At 73.3% G+C, this 17,876-nt stretch carries 10 protein-coding genes; 6 read left to right on the top strand and 4 right to left on the bottom strand.

Going from position 1 to position 17,876, the window contains the following annotated elements; translation table 11 throughout:
* Window positions 1-32 precede the first annotated feature (32 nt).
* On the bottom strand, window positions 33-170 hold the full coding sequence (locus tag ACIWVC_RS09755) for a hypothetical protein (RefSeq protein ID WP_396445277.1): 138 nt from the start codon (window positions 168-170) through the stop codon (window positions 33-35).
* 233 nt (window positions 171-403) lie between these two features.
* Between ACIWVC_RS09755 and secA2 the strand changes: the two genes are divergently transcribed.
* A complete protein-coding gene (secA2, locus tag ACIWVC_RS09760; RefSeq protein ID WP_396445276.1) occupies window positions 404-2,734 on the top strand; it encodes an accessory Sec system translocase SecA2 in 2,331 nt (776 codons plus the stop codon).
* A gap of 105 nt (window positions 2,735-2,839) precedes the next feature.
* On the opposite strand, the gene ACIWVC_RS09765 is transcribed toward secA2, so the two are convergent.
* Entirely contained in the window at window positions 2,840-7,570 is a 4,731-nt protein-coding gene (locus ACIWVC_RS09765; RefSeq protein WP_396454016.1) for a DEAD/DEAH box helicase, read from the bottom strand.
* A 117-nt stretch (window positions 7,571-7,687) separates the two neighbouring features.
* Between ACIWVC_RS09765 and ACIWVC_RS09770 the strand changes: the two genes are divergently transcribed.
* Complete coding sequence (locus ACIWVC_RS09770; RefSeq protein ID WP_396454018.1) at window positions 7,688-8,956, top strand: alpha/beta hydrolase fold domain-containing protein; 1,269 nt, start codon at window positions 7,688-7,690, stop codon at window positions 8,954-8,956.
* A gap of 10 nt (window positions 8,957-8,966) precedes the next feature.
* Entirely contained in the window at window positions 8,967-9,161 is a 195-nt protein-coding gene (locus ACIWVC_RS09775) for a DUF3046 domain-containing protein (protein WP_396445273.1), read from the top strand.
* A gap of 14 nt (window positions 9,162-9,175) precedes the next feature.
* On the opposite strand, the gene ACIWVC_RS09780 is transcribed toward ACIWVC_RS09775, so the two are convergent.
* On the bottom strand, window positions 9,176-10,045 hold the full coding sequence (locus tag ACIWVC_RS09780; RefSeq protein WP_396454019.1) for an ATP-grasp domain-containing protein: 870 nt from the start codon (window positions 10,043-10,045) through the stop codon (window positions 9,176-9,178).
* A gap of 609 nt (window positions 10,046-10,654) precedes the next feature.
* Between ACIWVC_RS09780 and recA the strand changes: the two genes are divergently transcribed.
* The 3 genes from recA to rny all read left to right on the top strand — a co-directional run bounded on the left by recA (window position 10,655) and on the right by rny (window position 15,720).
* Entirely contained in the window at window positions 10,655-12,862 is a 2,208-nt protein-coding gene (gene recA, locus ACIWVC_RS09785; protein WP_396454021.1) for an intein-containing recombinase RecA, read from the top strand.
* Window positions 12,863-13,098: 236 nt separating this feature from the next.
* Window positions 13,099-13,644, top strand: a complete 546-nt coding sequence (locus ACIWVC_RS09790) for a regulatory protein RecX (RefSeq protein WP_396454022.1) — start codon at window positions 13,099-13,101, stop codon at window positions 13,642-13,644.
* Between the two features lie 504 nt (window positions 13,645-14,148).
* Complete coding sequence (gene rny, locus ACIWVC_RS09795; protein WP_396445269.1) at window positions 14,149-15,720, top strand: ribonuclease Y; 1,572 nt, start codon at window positions 14,149-14,151, stop codon at window positions 15,718-15,720.
* Window positions 15,721-15,754: 34 nt separating this feature from the next.
* Here rny and ACIWVC_RS09800 read toward each other — a convergent pair whose 3' ends face one another.
* Entirely contained in the window at window positions 15,755-17,782 is a 2,028-nt protein-coding gene (locus tag ACIWVC_RS09800) for an alpha/beta hydrolase family protein (protein WP_396445268.1), read from the bottom strand.
* Between the last annotated feature and the right edge of the window lie 94 nt (window positions 17,783-17,876).

Genomic DNA, 17,876 nt, shown 5'->3' on the forward strand with positions numbered 1-17,876 from the left:
GCGGAACGTTCCTTCGCCGCCGCTCGGTGCGGCTACTTGGCGGACGCCGCCGCCGCGACGGCGGCCTCTTTGTGGCGCCGCGGGTCGTTGAGCGCGCGGTCGATGACGGTCTGACTGATGATCTGGCGCCTGCGCCGGAGCGCGGCGGCCTTCCGTGCCGTAGGTGTCATGCCGAACCCCGTTCCGCGGTGGCGCTTTCCCCTTGGCCACCGCAAACCCCGTGATGCCCTCATGCTCTCAAACGAGAGGGGCCGAGGGGATCCGTCCGAGGAATGAAATCGAGGTCAGACCTACAGCGTAGAGCGCCCCGGGCGGCTTCCGGGGTCCCCCTGGGATCATGGAGGGAACGACCGTCCCGTATCCGCCGTTGGGGGGACCGTGAACGAAGAACCGAGGGGCCGCCATGGCGCTGCGTGACCGGCTGCGGCGGCTCGTCCAGAAGCCGGGCAGCGTCGACCTGGCGCCCTTCCGCGCCGTGGTGGCCGAGGCGGGCGCGCGCGAGTCCCGGGTCCGGGAGCTGTCCGACGCCGGGCTGACCGCAGCCGCGGAGGCCCTGCGGGAGGAGGAGGACCTCGCGGAGCTGTGCGCCCTCGGCCGGGAGGCCGCGCGGCGGACGCTGGGGGAGCGGCCCTTCGACGTCCAGCTGCTCGGGACGCTGGCGCTGCTGTCCGGGCACGTCGCCGAGATGGCCACCGGGGAGGGCAAGACCCTGTCCGGGGCGCTGGCCGCCGCCGGGTACGCGCTGCGCGGCCGCCGGGTGCACGTGATGTCGGTCAACGACTACCTGGCGCGCCGCGACGCCGAATGGATGGGCCCGCTGTACGCGATGCTCGGCGTGACCGCGGGCTGGATCGGGCAGTCGTCCACCCCCGGCGAGCGGCGGGCCGCGTACGCGGCCGACGTGACGTACGCGCCGGTCAGCGAGGTCGGGTTCGACCTCCTCCGGGACAGGCTCGCCACCGACCCCGCCGACGTCGTCCAGCCCGAGCCGTCCGTCGCCTTGATCGACGAGGCCGACTCGGTGCTGGTGGACGAGGCCATGGTGCCGCTCGTCCTCGCGGGCGCCGCCGACCTCGACGCCGCCGACCCCCGGTACGCCGACCTCGTCCGGCGGCTCCGGCCCGGCCTGCACTACTCGACCGACGACGAGGCGCGGAACGTCCAGCTCACGCCCGCCGGGACGAGGGAGGTGGAACGCGTCCTCGGCGTCGACCTGTACGCCCCGGAGAACCTGCGCACGCTCACCGCCGTGAACGTGGCCCTGCACGCCGAGGTCCTGCTCCACCGCGACGTGGACTACATCGTCCGGGACGGCGCCGTGAAGCTGATCAGCGAGTCGCGGGGCAGGGTCGCGCTCCTGCAGCGCTGGCCGGACGGCCTCCAGGCCGCGGTCGAGGCCAAGGAGGCCCTCGAAGCGTCCCCGAGCGGGGAGATCCTCGACTCGATCACCGTCCAGGAGCTGATCGGGCGCTATCCCGTCCGGTGCGGCATGACCGGCACCGCGATGGCCGTTTCCGGCCAGCTGACCGAGTTCTACTCGCTGCAGATCGCGGTGATCCCGCCCAACCGGCCCTGCGTCCGCGAGGACCGGCCCGACCGCCTCTACGCGACCACCGCCGACAAGGAGGTCGCGATCGTCGAGGAGGTCGCCGCCGCGCACGCGACCGGCCGCCCGGTGCTGATCGGCACCGGCGACGTCGCCGAGTCCGAGCGCCTCGCCCGCAGCCTCGCCCGCGCCGGGCTGGACCGGGTCGTCCTCAACGCCAAGAACGACGCCGAGGAGGCCGCGATCATCGCGGAGGCCGGCGCGTACGGCGCGATCACCGTCTCCACCCAGATGGCGGGCCGCGGCACCGACATCCGCCTCGGCGGCAGCCCGGCCGCCGCCCCCGGCACCGCGCCCGCCGACGCGGCGGGCTCCGACCGCGACCGCGTCGCCGCGGCCGGCGGCCTCCTGGTCATCGGCACGGGCCGCTACCACAGCAGCCGCCTGGACGACCAGCTCCGCGGCCGCGCCGGACGCCAGGGCGACCCCGGCGCCTCCGTCTTCTTCACCAGCCTCCAGGACGACCTCGTCACCCGCTACGCGCCCGACGAGAAGCCCAGGGCGTCCTCCGACGACGACGGCCTCGTCACCGACAGGGGCGCGCACTGGATCGTCGGCCACGCCCAGCGCGTCGCCGAAGGCGTCGACCTCGAACTGCACCGCAACACCTGGCGCTACAACCACCTGATCGGGCTGCAGCGCCGCGAACTGCTCGCCGAGCGCTCCGCCGTCCTGCACGGCGACGCCGCCGACAAGGCCATGGCGGCCGCGGCCCCGGACAAGCACGCCGAGCTGACCAAGACCGCCGGCGCGGAGGCGGTGGCCGCCGCCGCGCGCCAGATCGTCCTCTACCAGATGGACCGCTGCTGGGCGGAGCACCTCGCCTACCTGGCCGACCTGCGCGAGGGCATCCATCTGCGCTCCCTCGGCCGCGGCCTCGACCCGCTGGTCGAGTTCAACCGCGAGGCGGTCCCGGCGGGCAAGCGCCTGCTGTCCGACGCCCGGAAACGCTCGGTGGCGGCCTTCGAGGCCCTGACCGCCACCGAGGACGGCATCGACCTGGAGGCCGCCGGCCTGAAGCGCCCCTCGGCCACCTGGACCTACCTCGTCCACGACAACCCCTTCGGCTCCATGGACGAACGCGCCCTCCGCGGGCTGATCAGCATGTTCAAGGGCCGCCGCCGCTGACGGCCGGGTCCGGTGGACCGGGTCTGCGATGCCGGGTTTGAGAGGCCCGGTTTGAGAGGCCCGGTTTGAGAGGCCGGGTCCGCGGGCCGGCTCTGCAGGGCCGGGTCAGGAGCGGAGGCGGAGGCCCCGGGGCGTCGGGTGGAAGCCCGCCGACTCCAGCGCCGCGGCCAGGGGGGAGTCGTTGATCGCCTCGCCGTCGGCGCGTTCGACGGTCAGCTTGCCGAGCGCGCCCTCGCGGACGGCGAGGGCGAGCGCGTCGACCGCCGGCTGCAGGACGTCCGGCTCGTCGGCCCAGGTGAGCAGGGTGCGGCCGCCGCGTTCGACGTAGAGGACGAGGCGCCCCTCGACCAGCACGACCAGGGCGCCGGCCTTGCGGCCGGGCTTGTGCCCGCTCGCGACCTCGTCGTCGCGCTCCGGCCAGGGCAGGGCCGCCCCGTACGGGTTGGCGGGGTCGGCGGCGGCGAGGACCAGGGCGCGGACGTCCGGTTTGCGGGGCGTCTCCCAGAGCGCGGAGGCGTCGTCCGGGGCGGCGGCCGCCGGGCGGAGGGCGCGCAGGCGGTCCACGGCGCCCGGCAGGGCGAACTGGGCGGCTCCCAGGCCCTCGACGAAGTAGCCGCGGCGGCAGCGGCCCGTCTCCTCGAACGCGCGCAGCACCGGATAGACGGCGGAGAACCCGCCGGGCGCGCGTTCGGCCGCGACCGCGCCGCGTACGACGATGCCGTACCGCTCCAGGAGCGCCTCGGCGAGAGCGTGCGAGCGCAGCGTCGCGGTGGTCTCGCGTTCGGGCAGCGGCCACCAGCGCCCGGCGACCGTGGGAGGCCCGGTGCGGGAGGGCAGGACCGGACGGCCGCGGCGCGTCGTCCGCGAGCGGTGCGCCGGGCGGCCGGACCCCAGCGCGGCGCGCAGCGGCGCCATCGTGTCGTTGGTGAGGCGCCCCGACCAGACGAGGTCCCACACGGCGGCCGCCAGGTCGGCGTCGTTCGCGGTGACCTCCCTGTTCACGCGGTCGGACAGCGTGCGGAAGAAGTGGGCGCCGCCGTCGCCCAGCGCGTCCAGCACGGCCCGGTGCACGGGAGTGAGGGTGATCTCGGCGGGCTCCGGCATGAGGAGCGGCGCCGTGTCGGCCAGGTAGAGCGCCACCCAGCCGTCGCCGCCGGGCAGGCCGCCCTGGCCCGCCCACACGACCTCGCCCGCGGAGGTCAGCTCGTCCAGCATGGCCGGGGTGTAGCCGGGCACGCGGGACGGCAGGACCAGCGACTCCAGCGCCGACGCGGGGACGGCCGCGCCCTGCAGCTGCTCGACCGCCTGGACGAGCGCGTCGACGCCGCGCAGCCGCGACCCGCCGGATATGCCGTGCCAGACCGGCAGGAAGCGCCCGAGCGACTCCGGCGGGGACGGCTCCACCTCGGCCCGCAGCCTGGCCAGGCTGCGCCGCCGCAGCATGCGCAGGACGCCGGCGTCGCACCATTCGGTCCCCGGCGGGCCGGCCACCGCCTCGACGGGCAGGAACTCGCCCTCGACGACGCGTCCCGCGGCGGCGAGGCGGCGCAGCGTCTCGGCGACGACGGCGACGCCCAGCCCGAAGCGCGCGGCGGCCGCGTCCGCCCGGAACGGCCCGTGCGTGCGCGCGTAGCGGGAGACCAGGTCGCCGAGCGGGTCGCCGACCGGCTCCAGGAACGCCTCCGGGACGCCCACGGGCAGCGGCGCCCCGAGGGCGTCGCGCAGCCGCCCGGCGTCCTCGATCGCGGCCCAGCGCTCCTCGCCGGCGATCCTGACCCGGATCGCCCGCCGCGCCGCCTCCAGCTCCACCAGCCACCGCGCCGCCCGGGCGACGTCCGCGCGGGAGACCGGGGCCTCGCCGGCGCCGGCCCGCGCCGCGGGCGCTCCGCCGCCGGACGGGGCGGCCGCGGGGGCCTCGTCCTGAGCGGCGCTCTCGGGGGGCGCGCCGCCGGGCCGGACGTCGTACGCGCTGACGTCGATCGACCCCGGCGCGGGCGCGTCGGCGGGGAGGGTGCGTTCGGCGGCCTCCTCCGCGGTCAGCGGGCCGAGGGCGCGGAGCAGGTCGGCGACGCCCTCCGGGTCGCGGGCGCGGCGGCCGGGGGCCAGGCGCTGGAGCTCGCGTTCGGTCTCGGCGACCGCGTCGGGGTCGAGCAGCTCGCGGAGGTCGGCCTGGCCGAGGAGCTCGGCGAGCAGCGCGGAGTCGAGCGCGAGCGCCTGGGCGCGGCGTTCGGCCAGGGGCGAGTCGCCCTCGTACATGAACGCGCCGATGTAGCGGAAGAGCAGGGACCGGGCGTACGGCGACGGCTCGGGCGTCTCCACCTCCACCATGCGGACCTTGCGCCCCGACAGGTCGCGCATCAGCTGCACCAGGCCCGGGACGTCGAACACGTCCTGCAGGCACTCGCGCATGGTCTCCAGCACGATCGGGAACGACGGGTACTTGCTCGCGACGGCGAGGAGCTGCGCGGCGCGCTGGCGCTGCTGCCAGAGCGGCATGCGCTTGTCGGGCCGGCGGCGGGGCAGCAGCAGCGAGCGCGCGGCGCACTCGCGGAACCGGGCGGCGAAGAGCGCCGAGCCGCCCAGCTCGTCGACGACGGCGCGCTCGATGTCGTCGGCGTCGAAGACGGCGAGGTCGAGGCCCGGCGGCTCGTCCATGTCCGGGATGCGGATCACGATGCCGTCGTCGGCGTGCATGGCCTGCGCGTCGACGCCGTACCGCTCGCGCAGGCGGCCCGCCATGGCGAGGGCCCAGGGCGCGTGCACGCGCGCGCCGAGGGGGGAGTGGACGACCATCCGCCAGTCGCCGAGCTCGTCGCGGAAGCGCTCGACGACCATCGTCCGGTCGTCCGGGACGTGGCCGGTGGCCTCGCGCTGTTCGCCCAGGTACGACACGAGGTTCGCGGCCGCCCATTCGTCCAGCCCGGCGGCGGCGACGCGCTCCCGGGCCCGTTCGGCGGGCAGGCCGGCCAGCTCGCGGGTGAACGCGCCGAGCGCGCGCCCCAGCTCGGCGGGCCGGCCGAGGGTGTCGCCGTGCCAGAACGGCAGCTTGCCGGGCTGGCCGGGCGCGGGCGAGACGAGCACCCGGTCGGGCGTGATGTCCTCGATGCGCCACGAGCTGGCGCCGAGGACGAACACGTCGCCGACGCGCGACTCGTAGACCATCTCCTCGTCGAGCTCCCCGACGCGGGACGCCTTCTCGCCCACCAGGAACACCCCGAACAGGCCGCGGTCGGGGATCGTCCCGCCGCTGGTCACCGCGAGGCGCTGCGCGCCGGGGCGGTCGCGCAGGACGCCGGTGACGCGGTCCCAGACGAGGCGTGGGCGGAGCTCGCCGAACTCGTCGCTGGGATAGCGGCCGGCGAGCATGTCGAGGGTCGCCTCCAGCGCCGAACGCGGAAGGGTCGCGTAGGGGGCGGCCCGTTTGACGAGCGATTCGAGGTCGTCGACGGTCCACTCGTCCATGGAGACCATGGCGACGATCTGCTGCGCGAGGACGTCCAGGGGGTTGCGCGGATAGCGCAGCTCCTCGATCTCGCCGCCGCGCATGCGCTCGGCCACAACCGTGGTCTGGACGAGGTCGCCCCGGTACTTGGGGAAGATGACGCCCTTGGACACGGCGCCGACCTGGTGGCCCGCGCGCCCGACGCGCTGGAGGCCGTTGGCCACCGAGGGCGGCGACTCCACCTGGACGACCAGGTCGACGGCGCCCATGTCGATGCCCAGTTCCAGGCTGGACGTCGCCACGACCGCCGGGAGCCGCCCCTCCTTCAGGGCGTTCTCGATGCCGGCCCGCTCCTCTTTGGACACCGAGCCGTGGTGCGCCCTGGCGATCTCCAGGGGCGCGCCCCTGGCCGCGCCCGCCTGCGCCATCGTGGCGGCGGGGGAGTGGTCCTCGGGCATGGGCTCGCCCGTCGCGCGCTCGTAGGCGAGCTCGTTCAGGCGTCCGCAGAGCCGCTCGGCCAACCGCCGGGAGTTCGCGAACACCAGGGTCGACCGGTGCGCCTGGATGAGGTCGAGCAGGCGGTCTTCGACGTGGGGCCAGATGCTGCGCTGCCGCGGGTCGGCGGTGCCGGAGTCGTCGACGAACCGGCCGACCTCGCCCATGTCCTCCACGGGGACGACGATGTCGAGGTCGAAGACCTTCTCCGAGCGCGGCTGGACGACCGCCGCGGGCCTGGTCCCGCCGAGGAACGCCGCCACCTCGTCCGCCGGGCGGACGGTCGCCGACAGCCCGATCCGCTGCGCGGGGCGTTCGAGCAGGGCGTCGAGGCGTTCGAGGGACAGCGCCAGGTGCGCGCCGCGCTTGGTGCCCGCCACCGCGTGCACCTCGTCCACGATGACGGTCTCGACGCCGCGCAGCGACTCGCGCGCCCGCGAGGTGAGGATCAGGAACAGCGACTCCGGCGTCGTGATCAGGATGTCCGGCGGCTTGACGGCGAGCCGGCGCCGCTCGTCGGCCGGGGTGTCGCCGGACCGCATGCCGACCCGCACGTCCGGTTCGGGCAGGCCGAGCCGCCGCGCCGCCTGCCGGATGCCGGTCAGCGGGGCGCGCAGGTTGCGCTCGACGTCCACCGCGAGGGCCTTCAGCGGCGAGACGTACAGGACGCGGCAGCGCCGCAGGGCGTCGTCCGGGGCGGCCTCGGTGGCGAGCCGGTCGAGCGACCACAGGAACGCGGCCAGGGTCTTGCCGGACCCCGTCGGCGCCACCACCAGCGTGTTGTCGCCGCCCGCGACCGACTCCCACGCCCCGGCCTGCGCGGGGGTGGGCGCGGCGAACGCCCCGGCGAACCAGGCGCGGGTCGCGGGGGAGAAGCGTTCGAGCACGTCACCGCCCATGGCGCCATACTGCCTCGCGGGTCCGACAGAGTGCGCATTGTGGCGTGCGTCACGTTGTAAGCAAGCACTTGTAAGGGCATGGTCTACGGGTAGGCACTCACCCCCACGGAGCCTTCGATGCCCTACGTCATGCTCGCCCTCGGGATCCTGTTCGCGCTGGTCGCCGCCAACGCGCACGCTCCGCGGCGCGGCACCGCCCTGCTCGTGCCGAGCTTCTTCCTCGGCTGGCTGACGATCGAGCTGGCGCCGCACGTGCTCGTCACCTGGGCCGCCGCCACCGCGCTCACCGCCGCGTTCGGCGGGCTGCACGGCTGGGCGGGCTGGACGGGTCTCGTCCTGGCGCCGGCCGCCATGGCGGGCATCGCGGCCACCATCGCCGCGTCCCGCCGCACGGTCGTCACCCTGCGGGAATGCGGCGCGCCCCTCGACCTGGACCCCGAGGACGCCCCCCGCTACCCGCTGGCGCACCTGATCGTCCCGCAGCTCTGCCTCATACCCCGCAAAGGCGTGCGGGTCGACCGGAACATCGTCTACCGGGAGGAAGGCAGCCTGCGCCTGAAGCTGGACGTCTTCCGTCCCGTCGACGACGGTGAACTGCGCCCCGGGCTGATGCAGATCCACGGCGGTGCGTGGGTCATCGGGGACAAGCGCGAGCAGGGCCTTCCACTGCTCAACCACATGGCCCTGCAGGGCTGGGTGGGCTTCAACGTCAACTACCGGCTCAGCCCCCGCGCCACCTGGCCCGAGCACCTGATCGACCTCAAGTACTTCGTCGCCTGGTACAAGGAGCACGCCGAAGAGTACGGCGCCGACCCGGACTTCCTCTGCGTGACGGGCGGCTCGGCCGGCGGGCACCTCACCGCGATGGTGGCGCTGTCCGCCAACGAACCCGAGTTCCAGCCGGGTTTCGAGGACGCCGACACCACCGTGCAGGGCGCCGTCCCGTTCTACGGCGTCTACGACCTCTGCGAAGCGGGGCCATGGCCGATCCCCATGGGAGCCACCCGCCTCATGGAGAAGATGGTGGTCAAGAAGCCGTTCGCGGAGAACCGCGAGGTGTATGCCAAGGCGTCCCCCGTCACCTACATCGGCGAGGACTCGCCGCCCTTCTTCGTCATCCACGGAAGCCGCGACTCGCTCGTCCCCGTGGCGGAGGCGAGGCGGTTCGTCGAGCGGCTCCGCGACGCCTCCGGGTCACCCGTCGTCTACGCCGAGATGAAGGGCGCCCAGCACGGGTTCGACGTGTTCCCCTCCTACCGGACGGCGCGCGTCATCGAAGCCGTAGAGCGCTACCTGACGGGCCTGCACCGCCAGTACCGCCAGGGCACCGGCCCCGCCGTCCCCGGCGAGGTCGAGCGGTCCTTGCAGGAACCCTCCGTCGGATAGCGTGGAGGACGTGCGGCTAACAGTGTTCTGGGATCGGATGAACCAGCAGTTCGGCGAGCGATACGCCGAGAGCGTGGCCAAGGACTACGTCATGGCCGAGCTGGGCGGCCGCACCATCGAGCAGGCGCTCGCGGACGGGGAGCCGGCCAAGAGGGTCTGGCAGGCCGTCGTCGCCACCTTCGACGTCCCCTCGACCCTGCAATAGCGGGCAGGAGCGGATCAGTCCGGGACGGGCAGGTGGGCGTAGAGGTCCATCGCGTCCACGGACGACGGCAGGTCGCTCACCTGGCCGTCCCCGACCTCCACGACGCGCCATACGCCGTCCGTGCGGCGGGCCAGATCGGTCGTGATGAACCGGCAGCCCAGGGCGCGGACGGCCGGCGCCACGGCGTCCAGCTCCGGCTCGGGCTCCACTCCGGGGCTGTCGGGGTGCGGGCCCACCAGCGCGGGCTCGCCGTCCACCCACCACACGCGCGCCTCGCCGTCCCCGTCGTACTCCTCGAACTCGCGGACGACGAGGCCGCCCGCCAGGTGGTCGTCCCGCAGCGCGACCATCTTGGAGGCGATGTCGTGCAGCTGGCCCGGGTTCTTCACGTCGGGGACGAAGCACGCCTCCTCCCACTCGTGCTTGCACGACTTCACGTAGTCCTTGACCACCGCGGGCCCTGCGCGCAGCGGCCGGACCAGTTCGGCGAGCTCGCTGAGGTCTCCCGGATCCTGGCCGGTGCCCAGGGGGCGCCACACGCTGTGCGGGGTCAGCCCCGCGAACGTCTCGTGCCAGCCCGGCAGCTCGTGCGCGCGCCTGTAGTCGTCCGGATGCGTCAGCATGACCGTTCCGCGCTGCTTCAGGGTGGCGGCCATCGCGGCGTACTCGTCCGCCGACAGCATCCAGCCGCGGTACCAGACGGGACCGAGCCCGGCGGGGACGGCGCTCACCGCGTCCTCGACGTCCCCGCGCCGCAGGGCGTCGTGGTCGATGAGGGCGATCTCGCCGTAGTGGTCCCGCACGGCCGCGGCCTCGCGGGAGAAATGGGGGTCAACGCGCCGGGAATGGAGCGGATCGACGCAGAAGAGGACGGTCAGCGTCATCGGGATTCCTCCGTGGAGACCCCCGCCTCCTGACGGGGGAAGGAACGGGCTCCTGTGAGGCACGACACGGAGCCGTGGTCGGTCGCCGGGGCGGGCCGCCCTCCGCCGCCGTGCCGAGATGCCCGCGACCTCACACCTGAGACGCTAATGTGCGGGACGCGGCGCGGCGGGTGAAGCGGGCCTTCCGGCAGCGCCTCCCCCGCGCGGGGGAGCATGCGGCCGGGCCGGCGGCGGCGGCCTGTGGAGCCGGTGTCGGACCTCAACGGGAGTCCTCCCGGACGGGCGGTCGGCTGTGCGGCGGGAGGCACAACCGGCGGCGGTTGGCGCTCCCCGCCATCGAGTGGGGAGGAGGTCGGAATTTCGGAACCCTCCGTGACACGACGCGGCGCCAGCGTACGGGGTCCAGACCGCCGAGCGCACGGAGATTCCCGCCCGAATCGCCATACCGGACGATGATCGAACGGATGTTCGGTAAGCTGGTGCCCGGCATACGGCGCCGTCCACAATCGCGCCGGTGACTCGAAAGTGTCGGTGGCCCGCCGTAACGTCGCCCTCGACATCGCAAGGCAGCGGCCGAGAGCCGACAGTCACGACGAGAAGGACATCTCAATGGCAGCGAACGACCGGGAGAAGGCTCTCGAGACCGCACTCGCCCAGATCGAGCGGCAGTTCGGCAAGGGGTCGGTCATGCGGATGGGCGAGGAGGCGCGCGCGCCCGTCGAGGTGATCCCCACCGGCGCCATCTCCCTCGACATCGCCCTCGGCATCGGCGGCCTGCCCCGCGGCCGCGTCGTCGAGGTGTACGGCCCCGAGGGCTCCGGCAAGACCTCCATCGCCCTGCACGCCGTGGCGAGCGTGCAGAAGAAGGGCGGCATCGCCGCGTTCGTCGACGCCGAGCACGCGCTCGACCCCGAGTACGCCGCCAAGCTCGGCGTCGACATCGACGCCCTGCTGGTCTCCCAGCCCGACACCGGCGAGCAGGCGCTGGAGATCACCGACATGCTGATCCGCTCCGGCGCGATCGACATCGTCGTCATCGACTCCGTCGCCGCGCTCGTCCCCCGCGCCGAGATCGAGGGCGAGATGGGCGACAGCCACGTCGGCCTCCAGGCCCGCCTCATGTCGCAGGCGCTGCGCAAGCTCACCGGCGCGATCAACCAGACCAAGACCACCGCCATCTTCATCAACCAGCTCCGCGAGAAGGTCGGCGTCATGTTCGGGTGCATGAGTTATGGCACTCGGGTGACGCTCGCGGACGGGACGCAGGAGAAGATCGGCAAGATCGTCGACCAGAAGATGGACGTTGAAGTCCTGTCCTACGACCCGGAGCAGGACAAGGTCGTCCCCAAGCGCATCGTCAACTGGTTCGACAACGGCAACGCCGATCACTTCCTCCAGTTCACCGTCGCGAAATCGGGCGGCAATGGCAGGGCGCAGTTCGCCGCGACCGAGAACCATCTGGTCCGTACACCGGGGGGGTACCGGGAGGCCGGCGAGCTGATGGCGGGCGACCGGGTCATGCTCGCCGAGACCCACCGGCTCAGCGACCAGCAGTGGCAGGTGATACTCGGTTCGGTGATGGGGGACGGGAACCTGTCTCCGAACAGGCGTGGCCGGAGCGGCGTCCGCTTCCGCATGGGGCATGGCGCGGACCAGGAGGCATACCTCGACTGGAAGACCTCCCTGCTGGGGAACATCGAGCACAGCCGCACCACGAACGCAAAGGGCGCGGTATTCGCCGACTTCACCCCGCTTCCCGAACTGGACGAGGTGCGGCAGGTGGTCTACTTCGGTGACGGCAAGAAGCACTTCACCTGGGATTATCTGAAGGCTCTCACGCCGCTGGCGTTGGCCGTCTGGTACATGGACGACGGCTGCTTCACCGTCCGGTCGAAGGGCGTCCAGGAGCGTACCGAGGGCGGCACGGGCCGTATCGAGATCTGCGTCGAGGCCTTCAGCCCCGGTTCGCGGGAACGCATGGTCGAGTACCTTCGCGATACGCACGGCCTCGACGTGAAGCTCACGCTTCGGGGGGCCCGGGCGGTCAGCGTCATCCAGTTCACAACCGCGGCGTCCGCACAGTTCCAGAAGCTCATCGCACCGTATGTGCCGGAGGCGATGGAAAGAATGCTGCTGCCGCGCTTCCGCGGCCAGTGCGCCATCGAGCCGCAGTTTGTCGACCCCGAGCCGCGGCTGGTGCCCAGCCGCATCATCGATGTCCATGTCAAGCCGAGGGCTCGCTCGATGAAGAAGTTCGACATCGAGGTGGAAGGATCGCATAACTACTTCGTCGACGGGGTGATGGTGCACAACTCGCCCGAGACGACCACCGGCGGCCGGGCGCTGAAGTTCTACGCCTCGGTCCGCCTCGACGTCCGCCGCATCGAGACCCTCAAGGACGGCACCGAGGCCGTCGGCAACCGCGTCCGCGTCAAGGTCGTCAAGAACAAGATGGCCCCGCCGTTCCGCGTCGCCGACTTCGACCTGCTCTACGGCCAGGGCATCAGCCGCGAGGGCGGCCTGATCGACCTCGGCGTGGAGCACGGGTTCGTCCGCAAGTCCGGCGCCTGGTACACCTACGACGGCGACCAGCTCGGCCAGGGCAAGGAGAACGCGCGCAACTTCCTCAAGGCGAACCCCGACCTGGCGGACGGCATCGAGAAGAAGATCAAGGAGAAGCTGGGCATCGGCCCCAAGGTCGACAAGGAGGCCGAGCCCGCCGCCCCGGACGCCGCCCCGGCGCCTCCCGCCGCGGCCGCCGGCAAGACCGCCGCCGCCAAGAAGACCACAAAGGCCGCCAAGGCGGGCGATTCCTGACCAAGAATCCGCTGATATGGGTGACTCTTGACGAAGAGTAAGCGATGATCTCGTATGCAGGGCGGCGGCGCCTTACCCGGCACCGCGCGACCGGTGCCCGGGCCTTCCCCGATGGCGCCGCCGCTCCCACACCTCCCGCCGGCACCGTGCCCCACCCGGCGGCGAGCGGCCGGCCGCACCGGCCCTCCGCCGCTCGGAGCCTCCGGACGGCGCTCCGGACGCGGGGGTGAGCGACCGTGGCATCGCGGGACCGGCCCGCGCACGACGGGGATCATCCGGACCCTGAGGCCAGGGCCCGCGAGATCTGCCTGCGCCTGCTCTCCGCGGCGCCCCGCACCCGGGCCCAGCTGGCGGACGCCCTGCACCGCAAGAACGTCCCCGCCGACGCCGCCGAACGCGTCCTCGGCCGGTTCGCCGACGTGGGCCTCATCGACGACGAGGCGTTCGCGCAGGCGTGGGTCCAGTCCCGCCACACCGGCCGCGGCCTGGCCAGGCGCGCCCTGGCCGCCGAGCTCCGCCGCCGCGGCGTCGCCGACACCACCGTCAACGAGGCCGTCGAAACGCTCGACCCCGCGCAGGAGGAGGAGACCGCCCGGGCCATCGTCCGCCGCAGGCTCCCGTCCACCCGGGGCGCCGACCCCGCCAAGCGCATGCGCCGCCTCGTCGGCATGCTGGCCCGCAAGGGCTACCCGCCCGGCCTCTCCTACCGCGTCGTCAAAGACGCCCTGGCCGAAGAGGGCGCCGATCTGGAGACCGTCCCCGACCCCGACCCCTTCGACTGACCACCCGCGGCGAGGGCCGCCGAGCCGTCTCCGGCGCCCTCCGCCGACCGGTAACCGCCCCCGCCCCCGGCAAGCGGGGGCCGCCGAGCGGGCGACACGCCGGGGTTGCGGGGCGGGGTTACTCGGAGGTCGCGGGCCCCTGACTCTGACCGGCCGGAAGGCGGCCAGGTGGGAGGGGGTGCGGGCGGTCAGGAGGACCGGTAAGGAAGGACTCACGCCGACGTACGGTTAGTCCGGAATGCCCGTCGTTTGCTTGCTCATTACCTCTGTGCCGCTTACCGTTACGGCAGTGAGGAGTTACTCCGCGTCTCGCGGATTGCCATACGACCGAGCACGTTCCAGCAGCTGAGAGGCAGACAGGACACGTTCGTCGACCGGTTGCGGCCGGATCACCGGGGGCGCGCCGCGCGCGGCCCCGCGAAGTCGTGCATCCGCGCGGGAGTAAATCCTCGCTAGGCAGGGCCCGGAGTCCGGACGGGTCCGCGGCGAGGAAGGATCTGCCTCATGGAGAGCGTCCTGCTGGGTGCAGCGCTGCTGGTGACCCTGGTCGCTCTCGTCATCGTCATCCTGTGGCGCCCCGGCATGCCCGGCAGGGCCGCGGCGGAGATCGCCCGGGCGCAGAGCGAGGCCGACGAGATCCGGGCGAAGGCGCGGCAGGACGCGCGCGAAGCCGTGGAGGAGGCCGAGCGGGAGACGCAGCGGATCGCGTCCGCGGCCCGCGCCGAGGCGGAGGAGGAGGTCCGCAGCCTCCGCGACGACCTGCGGACCGTCCGGGAGGACCTGGAGCGCAGGGAGGCGCGGCTGGCCGAGCGGGAGCAGCGGCTCGACGCCGAGGTGCGCCGGCTGGAGGAGTGGCAGCGCCGGCTCGCCGAGACCCGGCAGGCCCTCGACGCCCGCAAGGAGGAGCTGGCCGAGGTCGCCGAGGAGCGCCGCAAGGTGCTGGAGCGGGCGGCCGGGCTCACCGCCGAGCAGGCCAAGAGCGAGCTGGTCGCGGCGATCGAGAACCAGGCCAAGCGCGAGTCCATCCCGATCGTCCGGGAGATCGAGAACGCGGCGCGGGCGGAGGGCGAGAAGCGCGCCCGCAAGATCGTGACGCTGGCGATCCAGCGGGTCGCCAGCGAGCAGACGGCCGAGTCGGTCGTGTCGGTGCTGCACCTGCCGAGCGACGAGATGAAGGGCCGCATCATCGGCCGGGAGGGCCGCAACATCCGGGCGTTCGAGTCCACCACGGGCGTCAACCTGATCATCGACGACACGCCCGAGGCGGTGCTGCTGAGCTGCTTCGACCCGGTGCGGCGGGAGGTCGGGCGGCTGACGCTGGAGAAGCTCGTCCTGGACGGCCGCATCCACCCGCAGCGCATCGAGGAGGTCTACGAGCGCAGCAAGAGCGACGTGGAGCAGCTGTGCGTCCGGGCCGGCGAGGACGCCCTCGTCGAGGTCGGCATCGCCGACATGCACCCGGAGCTGATCGCGCTCCTCGGGCAGCTGCGGTACCGCACGTCCTACGGGCAGAACGTGCTGAAGCACCTGATCGAGTCCGCGCACATCGCGGGCGTCATGGCGAGCGAGCTCCGGCTGCCGGTGGAGGTCGCCAAGCGGTGCACGCTGCTGCACGACATCGGCAAGGCGCTCACCCACGAGGTGGAGGGCAGCCACGCGCTGATCGGCGCGGAGATCGCCCGCCGCTACGGGGAGCACGAGGACGTCGTCCACGCGATCGAGGCGCACCACAACGAGGTCGAGGTCCGCACGGTCGAGGCGGTGCTGACGCAGGCCGCGGACGCGGTGAGCGGCAGCCGGCCGGGCGCGCGCCGGGAGTCGCTGGAGGCGTACGTCAAGCGGCTCGAACGGCTGGAGCAGATCGCCCGCGAGAAGCACGAGGGCGTGGAGAAGGTCTTCGCCATGCAGGCGGGGCGCGAGATCCGCGTGATGGTCAAGCCCGACACGGTCGACGACATCCAGGCGCAGGTCATCGCCCGCGACATCGCCAAGCAGGTCGAGGACGAGCTGACCTACCCGGGGCAGATCCGCGTCACCGTGGTACGCGAGTCCCGCGCGATCGAGTTCGCCCGCTGACCGGCCCGCCCGCCGGGAGGCGGACGGGCGGGCGTCAGCCGACCGTCAGGTTGATGGGCTCCACTCCGCGGGGCTCGAAGCCGAGGGTCTGCCCGTAGAAGGCCAGTTCGGCCTCCAGGCAGCGGATGACCGTGCCGGCCTTCCGGAACCCGTGCGACTCGCCCTCGAACGTCAGGTAGGCGTACGGCATCTTCTTGGCGGCCAGCTCCAGCGCGAAGCGCTCGGACTGGTCCGGCGGCACGATCGGGTCGTTCAGGCCCTGCAGGAGGAGGACGGGGCACGCGGTCCTGTCGGCGCGGCTGAGCGGTGAGCGCTCCTCGTAGGCGCGCTCGAAGCCGGGCAGCGGGCCGATGAGGCCGAACAGGTAGTGCGACTCGAAGTCGTGGGTGGCCTCGGCGAAGCTCTGCAGGTCGCTGATCCCGAAGTAGGACGTGGCGGCCTTGAACAGGTCGGTCTGCGTGATCGCGGCGAGCGTCGTCCAGCCGCCCGCGGAGCCGCCCCGGATGGCCAGCCGGGCCGGGTCGGCGATGCCGCCGTCCACGAGCGCCTGGGCCGCGGCTATGGCGTCCTCCACGTCGACCACGCCCCACTGCCGGCGCAGCCGCTCGCGGTAGGCGCGGCCGTACCCGGCCGACCCGCCGTAGTTGACGTCGATGACGCCGATGCCGCGGCTGGTGAAGTAGGCCCGCTCCAGGTCGAGGACCTTGGAGACGCGCCCGGTCGGGCCGCCGTGGACGAACACCACGTACGGCGGCAGCTCGCCCTCCGGGGCGGCCGCCTCCGGGTTGGTGGGCGGGAACACGTAGGCGTGGACGGGACGCCCGAACGGCCCCTCCAGGCGCTCGGCGCGCGGCTTGGACAGGTACGCGACGTCCGGCAGCTCGGCCAGCTCGCGGCGCAGCCCCTCGACGCGCCCGGTCGTGGTGTCGACGCGGACGACCGACTGCGGCAGGTCGGGGCCGCCGGCGATGCCGACGACCGTCGTCCCGTCCGCGGACAGCTGGGTCGCCCAGTCCTCGTAGGGGACCTCCAGGTCGACGAGGTCGAGCGTCTCCGGGTCGTAGACGCCGAGGCGCATGTCGCCCTCGCCGTGCAGGACGGCGAGGCGCCCGTCGCCGAGCAGCGCGTACGGCATGCCGCCGAGCTGCCACAGCGGGCCCGCGAACTCCTCCTCCGCCGGGTACAGCGCCTGCGGGGACTCGCCGTGCAGGCCGACCTGGTAGATGTTCCACCAGCCGGGCCAGTCGGAGATGACGTAGAGGGACTCCTCGTCGCGCCACAGCGGCGCCAGGGCCGACTCCTTGAGCCCGCCCTTGACGGTGCGCGGCGCGACCGTGCGGCCGTCCTCGAGCGCGGCGACGCGCACCTCGGTGCCGTCCCACGGCATGCGCGGGTGGTTCCACTGCACCCACGCCAGGTGCCCGCCGCCGGGCGACGGCGCGGGGGAGGCGTAGAACTGCGCGCCGGAGACCAGCTCGCGGATGGCGCCGGCGTCCTCGGCGGCGCGGCCGTCCAGCGGGACGGCGACGATGGCGCGCCGGATCCCCGTGACGGCGCCCTCCTCGGCCGGGGGCTGCGCCTCGCCCTCGGCGGCGGGCTCGGGCGGCGGCGCGGCGATGTGGCCCTCGCAGACGCACCAGATCTCCGTACCGTCGGGGGACAGGACGCAGTCGGCGAAGCGCAGCCCCGCCGGGACGGCCGGCACGGGCGTCAGCGGGTAGGGCTTGGGGTCGCCCTCGTCGAGCCGGTGGAGCCGCTGGTCGTCGTAGTTGGAGAACACGATCGACCAGCCCTCGGCGGTGCGGACCGGCAGGTACGACCGGCCCCCGTACTCGTGGACGCGGGTGCGCGCGTCCCACGGCGCCTGCAGCAGCTCGGTGCGGTGCCCGCCCCTGAGATGGACGACCGTGGTCCGCCCGTTCTCCTCGGGCCGGGTCTCCTGCCACCACACGTCATCGCCCGCGACAGTGGGGAAACTGAGGCGCAGCCGGGCGCGGGCGACATCGGCCGCGGAGATGGGGGAGGGCCAAGAGCCGTAGGGGAGGGTCGCACGAGCGGTCATAACAGGAATCGTCCCGCATACGGGGATCGGTTGGGGCCATGACGGGCTCTTTGACTTCGGAAAGATACAAGGCGGCGACCAGCGGACTCGCGGG

It is taken from the genome of Actinomadura sp. (genome assembly GCF_044508335.1).
GTDB lineage: Bacteria > Actinomycetota > Actinomycetes > Streptosporangiales > Streptosporangiaceae > Spirillospora.

Excerpts from the sequence above, each read along its gene's own strand:
- ACIWVC_RS09755 (WP_396445277.1), bottom strand. The coding sequence starts at position 170 with ATGACACCTACGGCACGGAAGGCCGCCGCGCTCCGGCGCAGGCGCCAG.
- secA2 (WP_396445276.1), top strand. The coding sequence starts at position 404 with ATGGCGCTGCGTGACCGGCTGCGGCGGCTCGTCCAGAAGCCGGGCAGC.
- ACIWVC_RS09765 (WP_396454016.1), bottom strand. The coding sequence starts at position 7,570 with ATGGGCGGTGACGTGCTCGAACGCTTCTCCCCCGCGACCCGCGCCTGG.
- ACIWVC_RS09770 (WP_396454018.1), top strand. The coding sequence starts at position 7,688 with ATGCCCTACGTCATGCTCGCCCTCGGGATCCTGTTCGCGCTGGTCGCC.
- ACIWVC_RS09780 (WP_396454019.1), bottom strand. The coding sequence starts at position 10,045 with ATGACGCTGACCGTCCTCTTCTGCGTCGATCCGCTCCATTCCCGGCGC.
- recA (WP_396454021.1), top strand. The coding sequence starts at position 10,655 with ATGGCAGCGAACGACCGGGAGAAGGCTCTCGAGACCGCACTCGCCCAG.
- rny (WP_396445269.1), top strand. The coding sequence starts at position 14,149 with ATGGAGAGCGTCCTGCTGGGTGCAGCGCTGCTGGTGACCCTGGTCGCT.
- ACIWVC_RS09800 (WP_396445268.1), bottom strand. The coding sequence starts at position 17,782 with ATGACCGCTCGTGCGACCCTCCCCTACGGCTCTTGGCCCTCCCCCATC.